This window comes from Ascidiaceihabitans donghaensis, assembly GCF_900302465.1.
Classification (GTDB): Bacteria; Pseudomonadota; Alphaproteobacteria; order Rhodobacterales; family Rhodobacteraceae; genus Ascidiaceihabitans; species Ascidiaceihabitans donghaensis.
In genome coordinates this window covers 2,002,258-2,018,248 of the sequence record NZ_OMOR01000001.1, presented here as the reverse complement: position 1 = coordinate 2,018,248, position 15,991 = coordinate 2,002,258, and the positions used below count along the sequence as shown (strand labels likewise).

Sequence of the window (15,991 nt, the reverse complement as noted above, 5' to 3'; positions counted from 1 at the left end):
TCGTCATGGTGCCGCCCCTCCCATAGGGTCGCGCCATGATAGATCAAAAAACCATCTCTGGCCGCGCATGGGCTGAACTGTTGCTTTTGGGACTGATTTGGGGTGGGTCCTTTTTATCCATTCGCATCGCTTTGGATGAGGTCGGGCCACTGACATCTGTGGCACACCGCACACTCTGGGCCATGCTTGTGTTATGGGCCGTTGTCGCTGTGATGCGCCTGCCCCTGCCCCGCAACCCTATGACTTGGTTTGCATTTCTGGTGATGGGGCTTTTGAACAATGCCCTACCCTTTACCTTGATGGCTTGGGGGCAATTGCACATCGAAAGCGGGCTGACTTCCATTCTGAACGCGTCCACAGCAATCTTCGGCGTGATCGCAGCCGCCATTTTCTTTGCCGACGAACGGATAACGCTGCGCAAAGCCATTGGGGTCGGATTGGGGTTTCTGGGTGTGACCATGGCAATCGGGTTCGAGAATATGCGCAATCTGGACTTACGCAGTGTCGCTCAACTTGCTGTTATCGCCGGCACAATTTGCTACGCTTTGGCAGGCGTTTGGGCCCGCAAGATGCTGGGTGATCAACCACCCCAAGTGGCCGCAGCAGGCATGTTGACAGGTTCCGCACTAATCATGGTGCCTGTGGCATGGGTCATGGAAGGTCCCATGTCGCTGGATCTTGCGCCGCGCACCATGCTGGCCATTGGTTACTACGCGATTGTGGCCACGGCCGGGGCGTATCTGCTATACTACCGTGTGCTGGGCATGGCCGGCAGCGGCAACCTGATGCTTGTGACTTTGTTGGTGGCCCCTGTCGCCATCATTCTCGGCGCGACTGTTCTGGATGAAAAACTTGGCGCAAACGCCTATGCGGGTTTCGCATTTTTAGCGTTGGGTATGCTTATTCTGGATGGGCGGGTCCTGCGGGTCTTACGAATTGACCGATCCCCCCAGCCCCGCTAGGACACTCTCGACACAGTGGACTTGCTACAGCGGGTCCAACACAGCGGGACACAACGATGCTTTATCCAAACGCAAAAGCGTGGCGCGATGCCAAAAACAAACGTGTGATGGTCTATGGAATGTCCGGCCTTGGCAAAACGCATATGTCATCGATCTTGCGCGACACAGGACAGTGGTTTCACTATTCGATCGATTACCGCATCGGCACACGGTACATGGGCGAGTACATCGTCGATTCCTGTCTTAAGGCTGCCATGGACACCCCCTATTTGCGTGAAATGCTCCGTCAGGACGCGATCTATATCGCCCCCAACGTGCACACCCATGACCTAGGGGCGGTATCCACCTATCTTGGCAAACCCGGTAATACGGATGCGGGTGGTCTCAGCATAGATGAATATCGCACGCGTCAAGACCAGTTCAAAAGTGCTGAAATCAACGCCCTAAATGATACGCAAAAATTCGCTCGACGGGGCTTGGATGTATATGGCTACCCCCACTTTATCTGCGACACAGGCGGATCAATTTGTGAATGGGTCGAAGCAGACGATGACAGCGACGCCTTGATGCAAGAGCTAAGCGGGACTTGCCTGCCGATCTGGATCAAAGGATCAGACGCACATACAGCAGAGCTTGTGCGCAGGTTCGACAAGGCCCCCAAACCGATGGCGTATCAGCCCGCATTTCTGGCGCAGTGCTGGGACGAATACCTAAACGAAAACAATGTCTCAGCGGACGACGTTGATCCTGACACATTCATTCGATGGACCTATGCGCGTGCTTTGGCACATCGCCAGCCACGGTATGAAGCTATGGCGCGCTGGGGGGTGACAGTCACCGCCGATGACGTTTACGCCCTGAAGTCCGCAGAAGATTTTGACGCGATGATAGAAGCCGCACTCGACGCGATGTGATGTGATGTGATGGTGGACCGGATTTCGGTGCATCGCGTCATGTTTGGCGGGGCTGCACACACCACTGTGTAGGCATCACACTGGAAATCCCCCGCTGCACTGGTTATCTGATGCCTTCAACTCCAAAGGACCCGACCTATGCCGATCAAACTGCCGTCTGACCTACCTGCCTATGCTGTGCTAAAACGCGAAGGTGTGTCGGTGATGGATGAAGATGCAGCATCGCGTCAGGACATCCGGCCTTTGCGGATTGCTTTGCTCAATCTGATGCCGAAAAAAATTCAGACGGAAAACCAGTTTGCGCGGTTGATTGGGGCCACACCATTGCAGATCGAACTTAGCCTGATCCGCATGACCAACCACTATTCACGCAACACCACCGAAGAACACATGGAAAGCTTTTACCGCCCGTTTTCCGACGTCAAAGGTGAAAAGTTTGATGGGCTGATCATAACTGGCGCCCCCATCGAACATCTGGCGTTTGACAACGTGGACTACTGGGACGAGTTGCGCGAAGTGATGGATTGGACGCAAACCAATGTCCATTCCACGTTTGGCGTGTGCTGGGGGGGGATGGCCCTGATCAATCACTTCCATGGTGTGGACAAACATATGCTTGAGGCCAAGGCGTTCGGGTGTTTCAGACACAAGAACCTCAAAGCGGCATCGCCATTTCTGCGTGGGTTTTCAGATGATTGCGTCATACCTGTCAGCCGTTGGACAGAGATGCGCCAATCCGAAATCGATGCGGCCGAAGGCCTTCACACCTTGTTAGGCAGTGACGAGGTAGGTCCTTGCCTTGTCGAAGATCCAGCACATCGTGCGCTCTATATCTTCAACCACTTTGAATACGACAGCGACACGCTGAAGCAGGAATATGACCGCGATGTCGCGGAAGGCACGCCCATCAACATACCCCAAAACTACTATCCAAACGATGATCCTACGCAGCCCCCTATGAATAGATGGCGCAGCCACGCACATCTTTTGTACTGCAATTGGGTGAATGAGATTTATCAATCCACCCCCTTCGAAATGGACAAAATCGGTGCTTAAAATTCTTGGACTTGGTGTCGCGGTCATATTGATCGGATTTACGGCTTTGACGCTTTGGCGTGTGCAGCAGAATGCGCGCACGGCAGCCCGTGAATTTCCAGCACCGGGCGCCTTTGTGGATGTAGACGGCCATCCGGTGCATTATGTCGAAATGGGTCAAAAGGCAGGCACAGCGCCGGATTTGGTGTTGATCCACGGCGCTTCCGGCAACACACGCGACATGACCTTTTCTTTGGCAACGCAACTGGCGCCAGACTACCGTTTGGTCATATTTGACCGTCCGGGATTGGGCCATACGCCTGCGCTGGGTCCGAAGGGTGTGTCGATTTCGGATCAGGCACGGCTTTTGTCTGCCGCCGCCACAGCCATCGGGGTGGAAACACCCATTGTTGCGGGCCAAAGCTTTGGTGGGGCTGTCACGATGGCTTGGGCTGTCAATCATCCGGACACGATATCAGCCGCCATGTTGATGGCCGGTGCAACCCATCCTTGGGAAGGTCCACGCGACGCATTTTCAGCGCGGCTGGCACATCCCGTATTCGGGCCCATCGTGGCACGGCTGATTTCGGCCTGGGCGCCACAAGACTATGTAAAAGCCAGCATCGAAAGCATTTTCGAGCCGCAAAATGCACCCGAAGGCTACGGCGAAGCTGTCGGGGTGCCGTTAGTTTTGCGCCCTGCCACACTGATCGCAAATGCGCAGCAACGCGACGACCTGCGCGAAGAAGTCCGCGCTTTGCACACAAAATACCCAGACCTCACACTTCCCATCGAAATTGTGCACGGCGATGCCGACACAATTGTGGGGCTTTCGGTGCATTCTGAACGGATGGTGGCCGAAGTCACATCCGCGCGTTTGACCGTGTTGCCCGGTGTCGGTCACATGCCGCAACATGTCAGTCACCCAGAGGTGATCGCAGCAATTGAACGTGCGGCGGTACGCGCAGGTTTGCGTTAACCGACGCGCTGCCGCATAGTGATGTAAAGCGCACTCACATCCCCCAAAAGGAGCCAGCCATGACACGTCCATTTGATGGGGCTATCACCAAATTCTTCGAAGACACCGTGCCTGAAAACGTGCGTGATGCGATTGAAAACGCACATAAAGATGACATCCTGAACCCAAACTATCCCCACCAAAAACGGATGAAACGGAAGCACTACGAAGAGGATCTGGAAAAGCTGCAGATTGAATTGGTCAAGATGCAAGCTTGGGCGCATGAAACCGGGCAACGTATCGCCATCGTATTCGAAGGGCGTGATGCTGCGGGCAAAGGCGGAACCATCAGCCGGTTTCGAACCAATTTGAACCCGCGCGTTGCCAATGTGGTGGCGTTGTCCAAACCCACAGACACAGAATCCAGCCAATGGTATTTTCAGCGCTACATCCAACATCTGCCGTCAGGGGGGCGCATCACGTTTTTTGATCGCAGCTGGTACAACCGTGCTGTGGTGGAACATGTGTTTGGTTTTTGTGAGGTCCGGCAGCGAACAGCTTTTTTCAAACAGGTCAATGATTTTGAAAAGCTGATCACCGGAGACGGTGTCAAACTGTTCAAATTCTGGCTGAACGTAGGCCGCGCAGAGCAATTGCGGCGTATGTTGAAACGTGAAAGCGACCCTTTAAAACAATGGAAGCTCAGCTGGATCGACGTGGAAGGTCTTGGCAAGTGGGAAGAGTACACCAAAGCCATCGCAGAGACTTTTCAAAAAACCCACACGCACCACGCGCCGTGGACTGTTGTGCGCAGCGACGACAAAAAGCGGGCGCGCCTGAACGCGATAAGATCGGTTTTGAACGAACTCAGCTACACAGGCAAAGACGTCCACAATATCGGCAAGATTGACCGACAGGTGCTTGGCGGACCGGACATCTGGAATGCCTAAACGCGGCTATCACCACGGTAACTTGCGGCAGGCCCTGATCAATGCCTCACTTGAGCTGATCGAGGTCAAAGGCCCGCAAGGTTTCACTTTGTCAGAAGCAGCAAAGCAAGCTGGGGTAACGCCAGCGGCAGTGTACCGCCACTTTGAAGGGCGCGAAGACCTCATCGCTGAAGCTGCGCGCCAAGGGTATGATATCTTTGCCGATTTGATGGAATTTGCATACCAATCCGGCCAACCTTCGGATTTGGCAGCCTTTGAGGCAACAGGACGTGCTTACCTGGCTTTTGCACGTAAGTACCCCGGCCACTACATCGCAATGTTCGAAAGTGGAATTTCAGTAAATCGCACGCCGGAACTGGCGGCTGTGGCAAGCCGCGCAAACGGTGTGTTGGAAAAAGCGGCCACTGACCTTAGCAAACACATCCCCGAAGACAAACGCCCACCGGCGTCGATGTTCAGCGCCCACATCTGGGCCATGAGCCACGGTGTGGTGGAACTCTTTGCACGCAACTCACCCGGGCGCGCCAGCCCCTTCCCGCCCGAGGACTTGCTCGAGACCGGAATCGGCATATATCTGCGCGGTTTGGGGTTAATCCGGCCTGACGAATAAAGAAACTGCGTATTCTTTTCGCCAAAAATATCCCGGGGGGACGCCGACAGGCGTGGGGGCTGGCCCCCATCTGAAAAGCCATGAATTTTGCGAAAGTCTATCCGGCTAAGCTGCAAATTTTGCGCCGATAGCCTGCAGCGCGTCTGCGGCAATCTCAAATGACCGAACCCGGGCGGTATGGTCATGGATTTGCCCCGTCAAAATCATCTCGTCTGGTTGATACTGTGCAATCAGCGCTGACAATTCTGCTTTCACTTTAGACAGACTGCCGGTTGCAGAAATCGTCAGCATCTGGTCAACGCCCCGCCGCAACGCAGGCCCGATCTCTGCATCAATATCTTCTACGGGTCGCGGCAGCTTCCCACGGGTCCCTGTGTGCATGCGCGCAAAAGCCTGTTGCATAGACGTGCGCAAATATGCGCCTTCAGCATCTGTATCTGCCGCAAAAACATTGGCCGCCAACATAAAGTAAGGTGCATCTTGATGCACCGATGGTTTGAAATCGCGGCGATAGATATAGGCGGCCTCTTCCAAAGCGGCAGGGGCAAAGTGGGATGCAAAAGCATAGGGTAATCCCATGTGTGCCGCCAATTGTGCGCCATACAAGGATGATCCCAATATCCACAGCGGGACATGGGTCCCTTCGCCGGGCAAAGCACGCACAGCGGCCCCTTCAACCGGATCGCCCAAATAGCGCTGTAGTTCGGCTACATCTGCCGGGAAATTGTCCCCTCCAGCCCGGCGCAGCGCCATGTAGACGGCTTGATCTCCACCCGGAGCGCGGCCCAAACCCAGATCAATGCGGTCACCATAAAGCGTCGCCAAAGTGCCAAATTGTTCCGCGATCGCCAAAGGGGCATGGTTGGGCAGCATAATGCCGCCTGCCCCAATGCGCATGGTTTTGGTGTGCGCGGCCACATGCCCTATCAAAACAGACGTTGCCGCAGATGCGATGCCCGGCATGTTGTGGTGCTCGGCCATCCAATAACGGTGATACCCCAAGGCCTCGGCGCGTTGCGCAAGGTCCGTCGTATTGCGCATCGCCTGCACCGCATCGAAACCTTCGGGCACAGGGGCAAGATCAAGAACAGAATACTTCACAGACAAGGCTCCTTTAGGGTCAATCTAAGCATCAAACTGCAAAAGAAAAAGGGCGCAGCAAACGCCACGCCCATTTCCAAAATCTGTGCGTAAAACTTAACGCTTGGAGAACTGGAAGCTCTTACGCGCTTTGGCTTTACCGTATTTCTTACGCTCAACGACGCGGCTGTCGCGTGTCAGGAAGCCTGCCGCTTTCAATGCGCCGCGCAAGGATGGGTTATACAGCTGCAATGCTTTGGAAACACCATGCTTGACCGCACCGGCCTGACCAGAAAGGCCGCCGCCTTTAACCGTGGCAACCACGTCAAATTCGCCAGTTACACCAGCGATAGAGAAAGGCTGAGCCAAGATCATTTGCAAAACAGGGCGCGCAAAATATTCGTTTTGCGGCTTGCCGTTTACTGTGACTTTGCCCGACCCAGGCTTGATCCAAACACGGGCAACCGCGTCTTTACGTTTGCCTGTGGCGTAAGAACGGCCAAGATCGTCGATCACAGGTTCACGCGGTGTCAGCTCAACTGCAGGCATTGCGGCTTCGCCAGCAACAGCTTGCAAGTCTTCGAGTGTGTTGATTTCGTCAGACATGCTCATGCGCTCCGTGTGTTTTTCTTGTTCATGGATGCAACATCCAGAACTTCAGGGTTTTGAGCTTCATGCGGGTGATCGCCACCAGCATAAACGCGCAGGTTTGTCATTTGTACGCGGGCCAGACGGTTGCCAGGCAACATGCGTTTGACCGCTTGGGTGACGACGCGCTCTGGGTGTGCACCTTCAAGGATTTGCGCCTTCGTACGGGACTTGATGCCGCCCGGGTGGCCAGTGTGCCAGTAAAAGTGCTCTTCGCGCTTTTTGCCGGTCATCTGGATTTTTTCAGCGTTGATGATGATCACATTGTCGCCCATATCCATGTGCGGTGTGAAAGATGGCTTGTGCTTGCCGCGCAGGCGCATCGCAACGATCGACGCCAAACGGCCCAGCACGATGCCTTCAGCATCAATGATGATCCACTTTTTGTCGATGTCTGCTGGTGTTGCAGAAAAAGTTTTCATGTCAGTTAGCCCTATGGGTTGGGTTTTGAATACGATTGGTGGGTTATAGAAGGGGCAAACAATCGTTTCAAGCGCAATGTTCCCGATTTTTCAGTTCAAAAACAACAACTTAAAATTAAGGTATCAATATACCCCATGAAATGACGCCCATTTACGGTCGATTTTCCATTCCCCTTCGTGACGCAATTTCCGCTTGCAATCAATCCGGTCCCTCGCATCATAGCCCAAGTTTGCTATCGGTCTTTCTTAGCGGTGCCCCCTTTCACTATGACGTCCTTTTTCGCTCCAGTCTTGTCCGGCCTTGTCTTGCTGGCAGTGTCCACCTTTGTCGGCATGTGGCCTGTCGTCAAACTGATCAAAGTGCGCGAAGCGAAACACGAGCTAAAACAAGGCTCTGCCGGGTTTCTGCGCACCCTCAGCGGCTGGTCCGTCATTGCCTTTTGGCTGATGACAACGTGGTTCTTTGCGACAATCATCGGCGATTGGGGGGCCACGGGTGATCTGGACGGCGCGATTGAACGGTCCTGGCTTAGGTTGCGGATTTTGTTGGAAATCGCTGCGGCTTTGGGGGACGACTGATGGAAACCCTGCAAGCCGACCAAACATCCCTGCAATGCCCCAACTGTGCGGGCCAGTGTTTGTTTTCACCGACCAAGCAGGCGTTGACCTGTCTAAGCTGTGGCACGCCTCATCCCGTTCTGGATCCCGAAAATGACACAGACGCGTCCGGAGAGTTTCCCTTCGATCCCAACGCCCCCGAAAGCGACAAGCCACAAGTCACCAAGGAACGCGCCCATCAATGTCAAACCTGTGGTGGCACCGTCATTTTCACGGCTGAGAACCTGTCGGAACGCTGCCCCTATTGTGACGGGGCCGTGGTTTTGGGCCGACAGGACATTGGATATCGCACCAAGGCGCTGATCCCGTTTCAGGCGGACGCAGATTTTGCACAACGTCAGGCGTTGGCTTGGGTGGCAGGTCGCAAAGCCGCACCGAGTGATCTGTCAGGCACCGTCAGCAAAGGCCGCGTTGCCGGCCTTTATGTGCCATTCTGGACCTTCGACAGCGAAGAGGCCGTGAACTATTGGGCCATGCACACCACAGGCAGCGGCGACAACCGGCGCACACGCAAAATCAAAGGGGCAATGCACATCCGTTTCAACGATTTGCTCATGCCTGCGTCACCACATGTGACCCCCTTGATCCGCGACGGAATTTTGCACGACTTCACACCGTCGGATTTGCGCCCCTACGACGCCGGTTTTCTGGCGGGGTTTGCCGCCGAACGGCATCACCAGTCGGTGCAAGAAGGGTTGGACAGCAACGCAGATGACAAACGCTGGCTGATCCGCAACCGCATTCGCGGCCATATCAACAAGTCGGGCGTGCACAACATCAACTATCAAACAGACACGTCAGGCATCCATTACCGGCGTATTTTGCTGCCGGTCTGGGTCTTGCACTATACCTACAGGGCTAAACCGTACAAAGTTGTGGTGTCCGGCATCGACGGGCGCACTTTTGGGGAACGCCCTTTTTCCAAGCTAAAAGTCGCCGCCTACTCTGCCGCCATTTCGGCGGGCACAATTGCGTTCGGTTTGGCATGGGGTGCCGCAGGCATCCTTTAGTGTTAGTCGGGTGCCGCAGGCATCCTTTAGTGCGTTTCAGACCCCGATTTGATCTTGGGGATTGTCCAGAAGATCACGCAAACGGCCAATTGCGGCCTCAAAGCTTTCCAGCGTCACACCGGCATTGATCGCAAACCGAATGGCATGCGGCGCACGCGCGTCGCGGCACGCATATTCTTCGGCAATGCGAATACGCACGCCCTGTGCCTCGGCCGCTTGGGCAAAGGCCCCGGCCCGCCACCCTTCAGGCAAATGCAACCATAAAAACGGCACATCCTGTTGCCATTTCAAGTCAAATCCGCCCAGAATATTCACGGCCGCTTGCACGTAACTGTTGTTGGTTTTGCGCACCTGAGTGACCAAAGCATCCAGCGATTTGTGGGTCAGCAATTTGGCACATAAATCCATCATCGGGGTCGCAAGCCCAAAGAACGAATGTTCAGAGGCACGGCGCAGTCTGGCAGATTGTCCTTCGGGGGCCACAGCCAAACCGATGCGCAAGGCAGGTGTCAGGGTTTTAGAGATAGAGGTGACATACCAACTGCGCTCGGGCGCCAAAATGCGGTAAGAGGGTGCGCGCGCAGTGCCCATGCGGTAACAATCGTCTTCCATAATCTGCAGATCGTGTTTGCGTGCCACATCCACCAAAGCACGGCGGCGGTTTTCGGGGCAAAAGCCGCACGTGGGATTGTGCACCTCGGGAGAGGTACACACAATTTGCGCCCCATGTGCTTTTGCCGCCGCATCCAAAGCGTCAGGGATCAACCCGTATTCGTCCATCGCGACAGGCACCACATGGGCCCGCAGCAGTTCCGCCGCGCGACGAAAGCCCGGATAGGACAGTTCTTCTACCAAAATTACCGGTTTGCGCCCCGATAAAAGAGTTTGAAACACCAGCAAAATCGCATTCTGGCCACCATGTGCCAGAACCACATCCTCTGCAGTCACAGCCCCCAAGGGGGGTGATGCAATCCATTGCGCCGCGGCTTTGCGGGCCGGTAAACTGCTGTGACGTGTGGGATAATGCATGACGCCAGATGGCGGATCATAGGCGATGTCAGCCAAAAGATTGCGGATCAGGGGCGCTTGTCCAACACTTGGAAGATGCGGTGAAATCAGGTTGACCTGCCATGTCTGCGCTTCGGAATTATGAAGGGTGCTGTCAACTTCGAGGGGCATGTCCAGTCCCCCATCCTGCCCGCAGGGGTGCATCGGGTCGCGACGGGCTTTGGCCACATATGTACCACGGCCCACTTCGGCCGTTAGCATCCCTTCGTCGGTCAGAATGGTATAGGCACGCGCCACGGTGCCCGGAGTGATGCCTAACTTCCATGCAAGATCCCGTACCGGAGGCAGCTTGGTCCCTTCGTTCAGATCACCTGTGGCCACGCCATCGCGGATGGCCTTGGCCACAGCTTTGTACTTGGGACCCGCCCCGATTTCGAGCTCTGGCTGCCAAATTGTATCCATTACAATGTTTCCATAGATTCTTTGTATCACTTTACGTATCAATATTCATGACAGAGATGTCAAATTGTGTCAATACAATTAGGAGATTCCCATGACACTGACGATCAAAACCGACCTCGACGCACTGAATTACCTGCGCGAAAGCAAAGCCTTGCCGATTGTATCGGTTTGGGCGGTCGAGTTTGCAGTCATTGTGTCAAAGTGGACAACACGTCGTCGCACACGATTGGCTTTACGCCAACTGACCCGCCATCAATTGCGCGACGTGGGGCTGACACCGGATCAGGCCTTGGATGAGTCTGCAAAGGTGTTCTGGCAAGCGTGACATCCCCGTGGCGATTGCCAGACCTCTTCCCTTGCCGCCGAACATGTTTCGGCGGCCTTTTTGGTTCAGATCGTTGGCACCTTGGGGACCCTCCGGGGGAGGTTTATCTGGCGAGATGAAGCCGGATCTTATGTGCTGGGCGGAATGGCGTATGTGAGACTGGCGCGGGCCACCGGTTTGTCAGACCCTTCGGAATAAAGCATCACATCACTGACGGACAATTGTTTACCAAGTTTTAACAGCCGCGCCTTGGCAATCAAATCGACATTCGCTGCGGGTTTACGCATAAAATCGATAGAACAGCTTGTGGTAACGGCCAGGGCTTTGGGCCCGATCATGGCAAGCGTGACCAGATAGGCCGCCACATCAGCCAGTGCGAACATGGAAGGCCCCGACACCGTACCACCGGGACGCAAGTGCTTGTCATCATTGAACAACCGCATCGTGATCTCGTTCTCGGCCACATGGTCGACGCCAAAGTCCTCTGCACGCTGGTGAAACACCTCGCGCATGAAGATCATCAAAGCGTCTTCATTCATTTTTACAGACATTTGCTTTCCCTTCCAAAATTCTTGCCCTAACGTTTCAACCAAATTGCGGGGAGGGCAAGATGGGAATTTTGGAACGTAAGGACACAAACGGTGTCGCAGCATTGGTCATGAACGCACCAGATCGGCTGAATGCGTTGTCTGACGAAATGCTGGACGCTTTGCACACAAGTCTGAACGATATTGCAGAAGACGCGTCCGTGCGTGCCGTTGTTTTGTCTGGCACCGGCAAGGCATTCTGCGCCGGCCATGACCTCAAGCAAATGACACAAGGGCGCCAGAACTCCGATGGTGGCAAAGCCTATTTCAAAGACCTGTTCGACCGTTGCGCCGCAATGATGACGCGTGTGCAATCCCTGCCCCAACCGGTTATTGCACAGGTGCATGGCATCGCGACCGCTGCGGGATGCCAGCTGGTTGCGACCTGCGACATGGCGGTTGCGGCACAAGGCACGCGCTTTGGCGTTAATGGTGTGAACATCGGTCTGTTTTGTTCGACCCCCATGGTTGCCTTGTCCCGAAACATTCCGCGCAAACAAGCGTTCGAGATGCTTACCACAGGGACATTTATCGAAGCAGAGCGCGCCGAAACCTTGGGTTTGATCAATCGGGTCGTTCCAGCTGACAGGCTAGAGGCCGAAACAACCGCATTGGCCGAGCTTGTCGCGTCAAAACTGGGAGTGGCTGTCAAAATCGGAAAGCAGGCTTTTTACGAACAATTGCAACTGCCCGTTGCCGAGGCCTATGCCCACACAGGCAATGTTATGGTCGAAAATATGCTGCACCGCGACACCGAAGAAGGAATTGCGGCATTTTTGGACAAGCGTGATCCGACCTGGACGCAATAAGCATACACCATAAGTTACTGATTTATATTGGCAAATTGCAGTCTTGAGCATTGTTTCCAAAATTGGCAACGATTGTTTGCAAAAATATGGTAGCAAATCGGGCGCGAATAAGGCACAAATAAGACAGCAGCAGACATGCTGCGCCTGAAAGGCACATCTTTTTGGGTCGCCGTGGGCGGAAGGTCCCTCCAAGTTCGCTCTCACGAACTGACCAATCCCCGCAGCGGCGACCCCAAAAATCCCCCCTCCTGACAATAGGCCCCGACTGAATTGTAAGCACCCTGCGCGTGTTTCAGTTGCGCTATCCGCACCCCTGCCCTACATCACCGCCATGACACAGGTTCTTCATATTATCGGCGGCGGAATGGCCGGATCAGAAGCAGCATGGCAAGCCGCCAATATCGGCGTGCAAGTTGTGATTCACGAAATGCGTCCAAAGGTAGAAACTTTTGCGCACCAAACCGGTTTGCTTGGGGAAATGGTTTGTTCGAACTCTTTCCGGTCTGACGACGATGAACAAAACGCTGTTGGCTTGCTGCATTGGGAAATGCGCCAGGCTGGCGGGCTGATTATGCAAACAGCCGATGCGCACAAACTGCCTGCAGGTGGTGCTTTGGCCGTCGATCGCGACAACTTTGCCCAATCGGTTACCGATGCCTTAACGGCACACCCCAACATTTCAGTAAACTACGACGAAATCAAAGACTTGCCATCCGAAGGGCATTGGATCGTGGCCACTGGTCCGCTGACGTCTTCCGATTTGGCAAAATCCATTGCTACGGCCACTGATGTCGATGCGCTGGCCTTTTTCGACGCCATCGCCCCCATCGTGTACTTCGACAGCATCGACATGTCCAAAGCATGGATGCAATCGCGCTATGATAAAGGTGACACCGAAGAAGAACGCACGGCCTACCTGAATTGTCCGATGACCAAAGACCAATACGAAGGGTTCATCGATGCGTTGATGGAGGCCGACAAGACCGAATTTAAAGAAGGTGAAACTGCAGGATACTTTGACGGCTGCCTGCCGATTGAAGTCATGGCAGAACGTGGCCGCGAAACCCTGCGGTTCGGACCGATGAAGCCGGTTGGCCTGACCAATATCCATGATCCGGAAAACAAACCTTATGCCGTGGTCCAGCTGCGTCGCGACAACAAGCTAGGCACATTGTACAACATCGTAGGCTTCCAAACCAAGATGAAGTATGGCGCACAAACCGATGTTTTTAAACGCATTCCCGGCCTTGAAAATGCAAGCTTTGCCCGATTGGGTGGCATTCACCGAAACACCTTTATGAATTCGCCAACACTGCTTGATGACCAAATGCGACTGCGGTCCGCCCCACATCTGCGCTTTGCGGGGCAAATCACCGGTGTTGAAGGGTATGTTGAAAGCGCCGCTATGGGTTTGCTCGCCGGTCGCATGGCTGCCACTGAAATCCTTGGAGGGTCTATTTCGGCCCCACCGAACACTACGGCCATGGGGGCCTTGATCACACACATAACTGGCGGGGCTGAAGCGAAGACCTTTCAGCCTATGAACGTCAATTTTGGACTGTTCCCTTTGGTAGAGGGATTGAAAAGCGGACGACGGGGCCGGAAAGACCGGTACAAAGCCTACACCGACCGTGCAAAAACAGATTGGACCACATGGTTGGGCACATCCACACTGGACGCTGCGTGATCTGATCCGCTAACCAGTGCCACATGGGACAGGGATTTCTGGACAAGGTGTATACAGCCGCCGAAACGCGGACAGGCGCGGAACTATATGATGCGTGGGCGTCCACCTATAATGCTGAAATAACGGAAAACGGTTATGTGACCCCGACGCGCTGTGCACAGGCGCTGGCGCAGAGCAACGCAGCTTTGGACAGCCCGGTACTCGACTTCGGATGTGGGACCGGATTGTCCGGATTGGCCATGCGTGCTGCCGGATTTTCATGCATTGATGGCTTGGATGTTTCTACTGACATGTTAAAGCAGGCCACACAGACTGGCGTTTACAGAAACTTGCACCAAACGGATTCAAACACTGAAGCGCAGATCAAGAACGGGGCCTATTCTGCTGTTGCAGCGGTCGGGGTGATTGGCGCCGGCGCTGCACCTGTTTCTGTATTCCACGCGATCATGAACGCGTTGCCGAAAGGTGGTAAACTTGTGTTTTCGTTTAATGATCATGCCCTTTCAGACCCCGTTCACGAAGCTGCGTTATCTGAATGGGTCGACGTCGGTGCCGCGCATCTTCTGTTCAAGGAATATGGCCCTCATCTGCCTGGCATTAACTTGAACTCTAATGTGTACGTTGTTGAAAAAGCGTGACCTTTAGAACGCGATTTGCACCATCCCCAACCGGCCCTCTACATTTGGGCCATGCCTATTCCGCCCTTCTGGCACATGACATGGCCGTGGCGCAAAACGGTGAATTCCTTCTGCGCATCGAGGACATTGATCAAAGCCGCGCCCGTCCCGAATGGGAAACCCAAATTTATGAGGATCTGGCGTGGCTTGGTTTAAGTTGGTCACCAAACGTAGTGCGCCAATCGGATCGATTTGCTGCATATGACGAAGCCTTGGATGCGCTTTGGACGCAAGGTTTGCTGTATCCCTGCACATGTTCGCGTCGCGACATTGCAAACGCCTTGTCTGCACCACAAGAAGGCTATCCAACTCATGGGCCTGATGGCGTTATTTACCCGGGTACATGCCGCTTGGATGCTCGTCAGATCAGCGGACCAAGACCCAAAGGGGCCGTCATGCGGTTGAATATGGATTTGGCCACATCGCGCATTGGTCAGGACAATGCGATGTCGTCCTACAGGTTCAACGACATGAACAAAGCCCCACAAGACGTTGTATTCACGTCAGAAGATGTAACATCTAACGTCGGAGATATAGTGCTTTCGCGTAAAGACATGGGGACGTCTTATCACTTGTCTGTAGTGTTGGATGACGCAGCGCAAGGCATTACGGACGTCATACGTGGTGCCGATTTGTTTGAAGCGACACAAATTCATGTGGTTCTTCAACGGATTCTCAGCTTTCCCACACCTACGTACCACCACCACAAACTGATACGCGACAACACCGGAAAACGGTTGGCCAAACGCGATGATGCGCGTGCAATTTCAAAATTCAGGAGTGAAGGCTACACGCCTGAAGATATTCGTAAAATGGTGGGGTTATCGGGTCAGGATTCCGGGGCCATCAGCTCTGTTTCCGTGCCATCAACAACGGATGTATAAAAACACGTACGGCGCCCTGTATGGCACGCGGGCCCTGTTTGGTTGACCAAAGCCACCACGCAATCACGGTCACAATCGACGCGGAAATCCACCAATTCCTGCACGTTGCCAGAGGTTTCGCCTTTCACCCAAAACGCCTGGCGTGAACGGCTCCAATAAGTCACCCGCTTGGACGACAATGTGCGCTCCACCGCCTCTTGGTTCATCCAAGCCATCATCAAAACTTCGTGGCTTCGAGCATCCTGCGCGATCACCGGAACAAGGCCCGCTTCATTGTATGTTAATGTGGCAGGATCGAAGGACATAGTCAGAAACCTTTTTGCATCTTTAGCTGACACGCTTATG

At 54.3% G+C, this 15,991-nt stretch carries 19 protein-coding genes; 13 read left to right on the top strand and 6 right to left on the bottom strand.

What is annotated here, in order from left to right; translation table 11 throughout:
• Window positions 1-35 precede the first annotated feature (35 nt).
• From ASD8599_RS10095 to ASD8599_RS10070, 6 genes are all read left to right on the top strand, one after another.
• A complete protein-coding gene (locus tag ASD8599_RS10095; protein ID WP_108828408.1) occupies window positions 36-962 on the top strand; it encodes a DMT family transporter in 927 nt (308 codons plus the stop codon).
• Window positions 963-1,018: 56 nt separating this feature from the next.
• Window positions 1,019-1,876 carry an ATPase gene (locus ASD8599_RS10090; protein WP_108828407.1) on the top strand — a complete coding sequence of 286 codons (858 nt, stop codon included), beginning with the start codon at window positions 1,019-1,021 and terminating at the stop codon, window positions 1,874-1,876.
• Window positions 1,877-2,014: 138 nt separating this feature from the next.
• Window positions 2,015-2,932: a homoserine O-acetyltransferase MetA gene (gene metA / locus ASD8599_RS10085; protein WP_108828406.1), complete on the top strand. Its 918-nt coding sequence runs from the start codon at window positions 2,015-2,017 to the stop codon at window positions 2,930-2,932.
• Window positions 2,925-3,890 (top strand): alpha/beta fold hydrolase, encoded by a 966-nt coding sequence (locus tag ASD8599_RS10080; protein ID WP_245925996.1) that lies wholly within the window; start codon window positions 2,925-2,927, stop codon window positions 3,888-3,890. The genes metA and ASD8599_RS10080 overlap by 8 nt, the downstream gene beginning before the upstream one ends.
• Window positions 3,891-3,949: 59 nt before the next feature.
• A complete protein-coding gene (ppk2, locus tag ASD8599_RS10075) occupies window positions 3,950-4,819 on the top strand; it encodes a polyphosphate kinase 2 (RefSeq protein WP_108828404.1) in 870 nt (289 codons plus the stop codon).
• Window positions 4,812-5,429 carry a TetR/AcrR family transcriptional regulator gene (locus ASD8599_RS10070; protein WP_108828403.1) on the top strand — a complete coding sequence of 206 codons (618 nt, stop codon included), beginning with the start codon at window positions 4,812-4,814 and terminating at the stop codon, window positions 5,427-5,429. Before ppk2 ends, ASD8599_RS10070 begins: the two co-directional genes overlap by 8 nt.
• A 105-nt stretch (window positions 5,430-5,534) precedes the next feature.
• Here ASD8599_RS10070 and ASD8599_RS10065 read toward each other — a convergent pair whose 3' ends face one another.
• The 3 genes from ASD8599_RS10065 to rplM form a co-directional block, all read right to left on the bottom strand.
• Entirely contained in the window at window positions 5,535-6,530 is a 996-nt protein-coding gene (locus ASD8599_RS10065; protein ID WP_108828402.1) for an LLM class flavin-dependent oxidoreductase, read from the bottom strand.
• A gap of 96 nt (window positions 6,531-6,626) precedes the next feature.
• A complete protein-coding gene (rpsI, locus tag ASD8599_RS10060; protein WP_108830112.1) occupies window positions 6,627-7,115 on the bottom strand; it encodes a 30S ribosomal protein S9 in 489 nt (162 codons plus the stop codon).
• A gap of 2 nt (window positions 7,116-7,117) precedes the next feature.
• Window positions 7,118-7,579, bottom strand: coding sequence for a 50S ribosomal protein L13 (rplM, locus tag ASD8599_RS10055; RefSeq protein WP_108828401.1), 462 nt, complete (start codon window positions 7,577-7,579; stop codon window positions 7,118-7,120).
• A 267-nt stretch (window positions 7,580-7,846) separates the two neighbouring features.
• On the opposite strand from rplM, the gene ASD8599_RS10050 reads away from it, so the two are divergent.
• Window positions 7,847-8,158: a hypothetical protein gene (locus tag ASD8599_RS10050; RefSeq protein ID WP_146188212.1), complete on the top strand. Its 312-nt coding sequence runs from the start codon at window positions 7,847-7,849 to the stop codon at window positions 8,156-8,158.
• Window positions 8,158-9,207 carry a hypothetical protein gene (locus tag ASD8599_RS10045; protein WP_108828399.1) on the top strand — a complete coding sequence of 350 codons (1,050 nt, stop codon included), beginning with the start codon at window positions 8,158-8,160 and terminating at the stop codon, window positions 9,205-9,207. Before ASD8599_RS10050 ends, ASD8599_RS10045 begins: the two co-directional genes overlap by 1 nt.
• Window positions 9,208-9,243: 36 nt before the next feature.
• Here ASD8599_RS10045 and ASD8599_RS10040 read toward each other — a convergent pair whose 3' ends face one another.
• Complete coding sequence (locus tag ASD8599_RS10040) at window positions 9,244-10,677, bottom strand: aminotransferase-like domain-containing protein (RefSeq protein WP_108828398.1); 1,434 nt, start codon at window positions 10,675-10,677, stop codon at window positions 9,244-9,246.
• Window positions 10,678-10,768: 91 nt separating this feature from the next.
• On the opposite strand from ASD8599_RS10040, the gene ASD8599_RS10035 reads away from it, so the two are divergent.
• A complete protein-coding gene (locus tag ASD8599_RS10035; protein ID WP_108828397.1) occupies window positions 10,769-11,002 on the top strand; it encodes a YjiS-like domain-containing protein in 234 nt (77 codons plus the stop codon).
• A 128-nt stretch (window positions 11,003-11,130) separates the two neighbouring features.
• Here ASD8599_RS10035 and ASD8599_RS10030 read toward each other — a convergent pair whose 3' ends face one another.
• Window positions 11,131-11,553 carry a PaaI family thioesterase gene (locus ASD8599_RS10030; protein WP_108828396.1) on the bottom strand — a complete coding sequence of 141 codons (423 nt, stop codon included), beginning with the start codon at window positions 11,551-11,553 and terminating at the stop codon, window positions 11,131-11,133.
• A 59-nt stretch (window positions 11,554-11,612) separates the two neighbouring features.
• On the opposite strand from ASD8599_RS10030, the gene ASD8599_RS10025 reads away from it, so the two are divergent.
• The 4 genes from ASD8599_RS10025 to gluQRS all read left to right on the top strand — a co-directional run bounded on the left by ASD8599_RS10025 (window position 11,613) and on the right by gluQRS (window position 15,646).
• Entirely contained in the window at window positions 11,613-12,398 is a 786-nt protein-coding gene (locus ASD8599_RS10025) for an enoyl-CoA hydratase (RefSeq protein ID WP_108828395.1), read from the top strand.
• A 331-nt stretch (window positions 12,399-12,729) separates the two neighbouring features.
• The gene (gene trmFO, locus ASD8599_RS10020; protein WP_108828394.1) at window positions 12,730-14,085 is read left to right on the top strand and encodes a methylenetetrahydrofolate--tRNA-(uracil(54)-C(5))-methyltransferase (FADH(2)-oxidizing) TrmFO; all 1,356 of its coding nucleotides are present in this window, start codon (window positions 12,730-12,732) and stop codon (window positions 14,083-14,085) included.
• A 23-nt stretch (window positions 14,086-14,108) separates the two neighbouring features.
• On the top strand, window positions 14,109-14,723 hold the full coding sequence (locus ASD8599_RS10015; RefSeq protein ID WP_108828393.1) for a class I SAM-dependent DNA methyltransferase: 615 nt from the start codon (window positions 14,109-14,111) through the stop codon (window positions 14,721-14,723).
• Window positions 14,720-15,646: a tRNA glutamyl-Q(34) synthetase GluQRS gene (gene gluQRS, locus ASD8599_RS10010; RefSeq protein ID WP_108828392.1), complete on the top strand. Its 927-nt coding sequence runs from the start codon at window positions 14,720-14,722 to the stop codon at window positions 15,644-15,646. The genes ASD8599_RS10015 and gluQRS overlap by 4 nt, the downstream gene beginning before the upstream one ends.
• On the opposite strand, the gene hisI is transcribed toward gluQRS, so the two are convergent.
• Entirely contained in the window at window positions 15,592-15,951 is a 360-nt protein-coding gene (hisI, locus tag ASD8599_RS10005) for a phosphoribosyl-AMP cyclohydrolase (RefSeq protein ID WP_108828391.1), read from the bottom strand. The genes gluQRS and hisI overlap by 55 nt on opposite strands.
• Window positions 15,952-15,991 lie beyond the last annotated feature (40 nt).

Coding starts and splice junctions, on each gene's coding strand:
- ASD8599_RS10095 (WP_108828408.1), top strand. CDS start 36: ATGATAGATCAAAAAACCATCTCTGGCCGCGCATGGGCTGAACTGTTG.
- ASD8599_RS10090 (WP_108828407.1), top strand. CDS start 1,019: ATGCTTTATCCAAACGCAAAAGCGTGGCGCGATGCCAAAAACAAACGT.
- metA (WP_108828406.1), top strand. CDS start 2,015: ATGCCGATCAAACTGCCGTCTGACCTACCTGCCTATGCTGTGCTAAAA.
- ppk2 (WP_108828404.1), top strand. CDS start 3,950: ATGACACGTCCATTTGATGGGGCTATCACCAAATTCTTCGAAGACACC.
- ASD8599_RS10070 (WP_108828403.1), top strand. CDS start 4,812: ATGCCTAAACGCGGCTATCACCACGGTAACTTGCGGCAGGCCCTGATC.
- rpsI (WP_108830112.1), bottom strand. CDS start 7,115: ATGTCTGACGAAATCAACACACTCGAAGACTTGCAAGCTGTTGCTGGC.
- rplM (WP_108828401.1), bottom strand. CDS start 7,579: ATGAAAACTTTTTCTGCAACACCAGCAGACATCGACAAAAAGTGGATC.
- ASD8599_RS10050 (WP_146188212.1), top strand. CDS start 7,847: ATGACGTCCTTTTTCGCTCCAGTCTTGTCCGGCCTTGTCTTGCTGGCA.
- ASD8599_RS10045 (WP_108828399.1), top strand. CDS start 8,158: ATGGAAACCCTGCAAGCCGACCAAACATCCCTGCAATGCCCCAACTGT.
- ASD8599_RS10040 (WP_108828398.1), bottom strand. CDS start 10,677: ATGGATACAATTTGGCAGCCAGAGCTCGAAATCGGGGCGGGTCCCAAG.
- ASD8599_RS10035 (WP_108828397.1), top strand. CDS start 10,769: ATGACACTGACGATCAAAACCGACCTCGACGCACTGAATTACCTGCGC.
- ASD8599_RS10030 (WP_108828396.1), bottom strand. CDS start 11,553: ATGTCTGTAAAAATGAATGAAGACGCTTTGATGATCTTCATGCGCGAG.
- ASD8599_RS10025 (WP_108828395.1), top strand. CDS start 11,613: ATGGGAATTTTGGAACGTAAGGACACAAACGGTGTCGCAGCATTGGTC.
- trmFO (WP_108828394.1), top strand. CDS start 12,730: ATGACACAGGTTCTTCATATTATCGGCGGCGGAATGGCCGGATCAGAA.
- ASD8599_RS10015 (WP_108828393.1), top strand. CDS start 14,109: ATGGGACAGGGATTTCTGGACAAGGTGTATACAGCCGCCGAAACGCGG.
- hisI (WP_108828391.1), bottom strand. CDS start 15,951: ATGTCCTTCGATCCTGCCACATTAACATACAATGAAGCGGGCCTTGTT.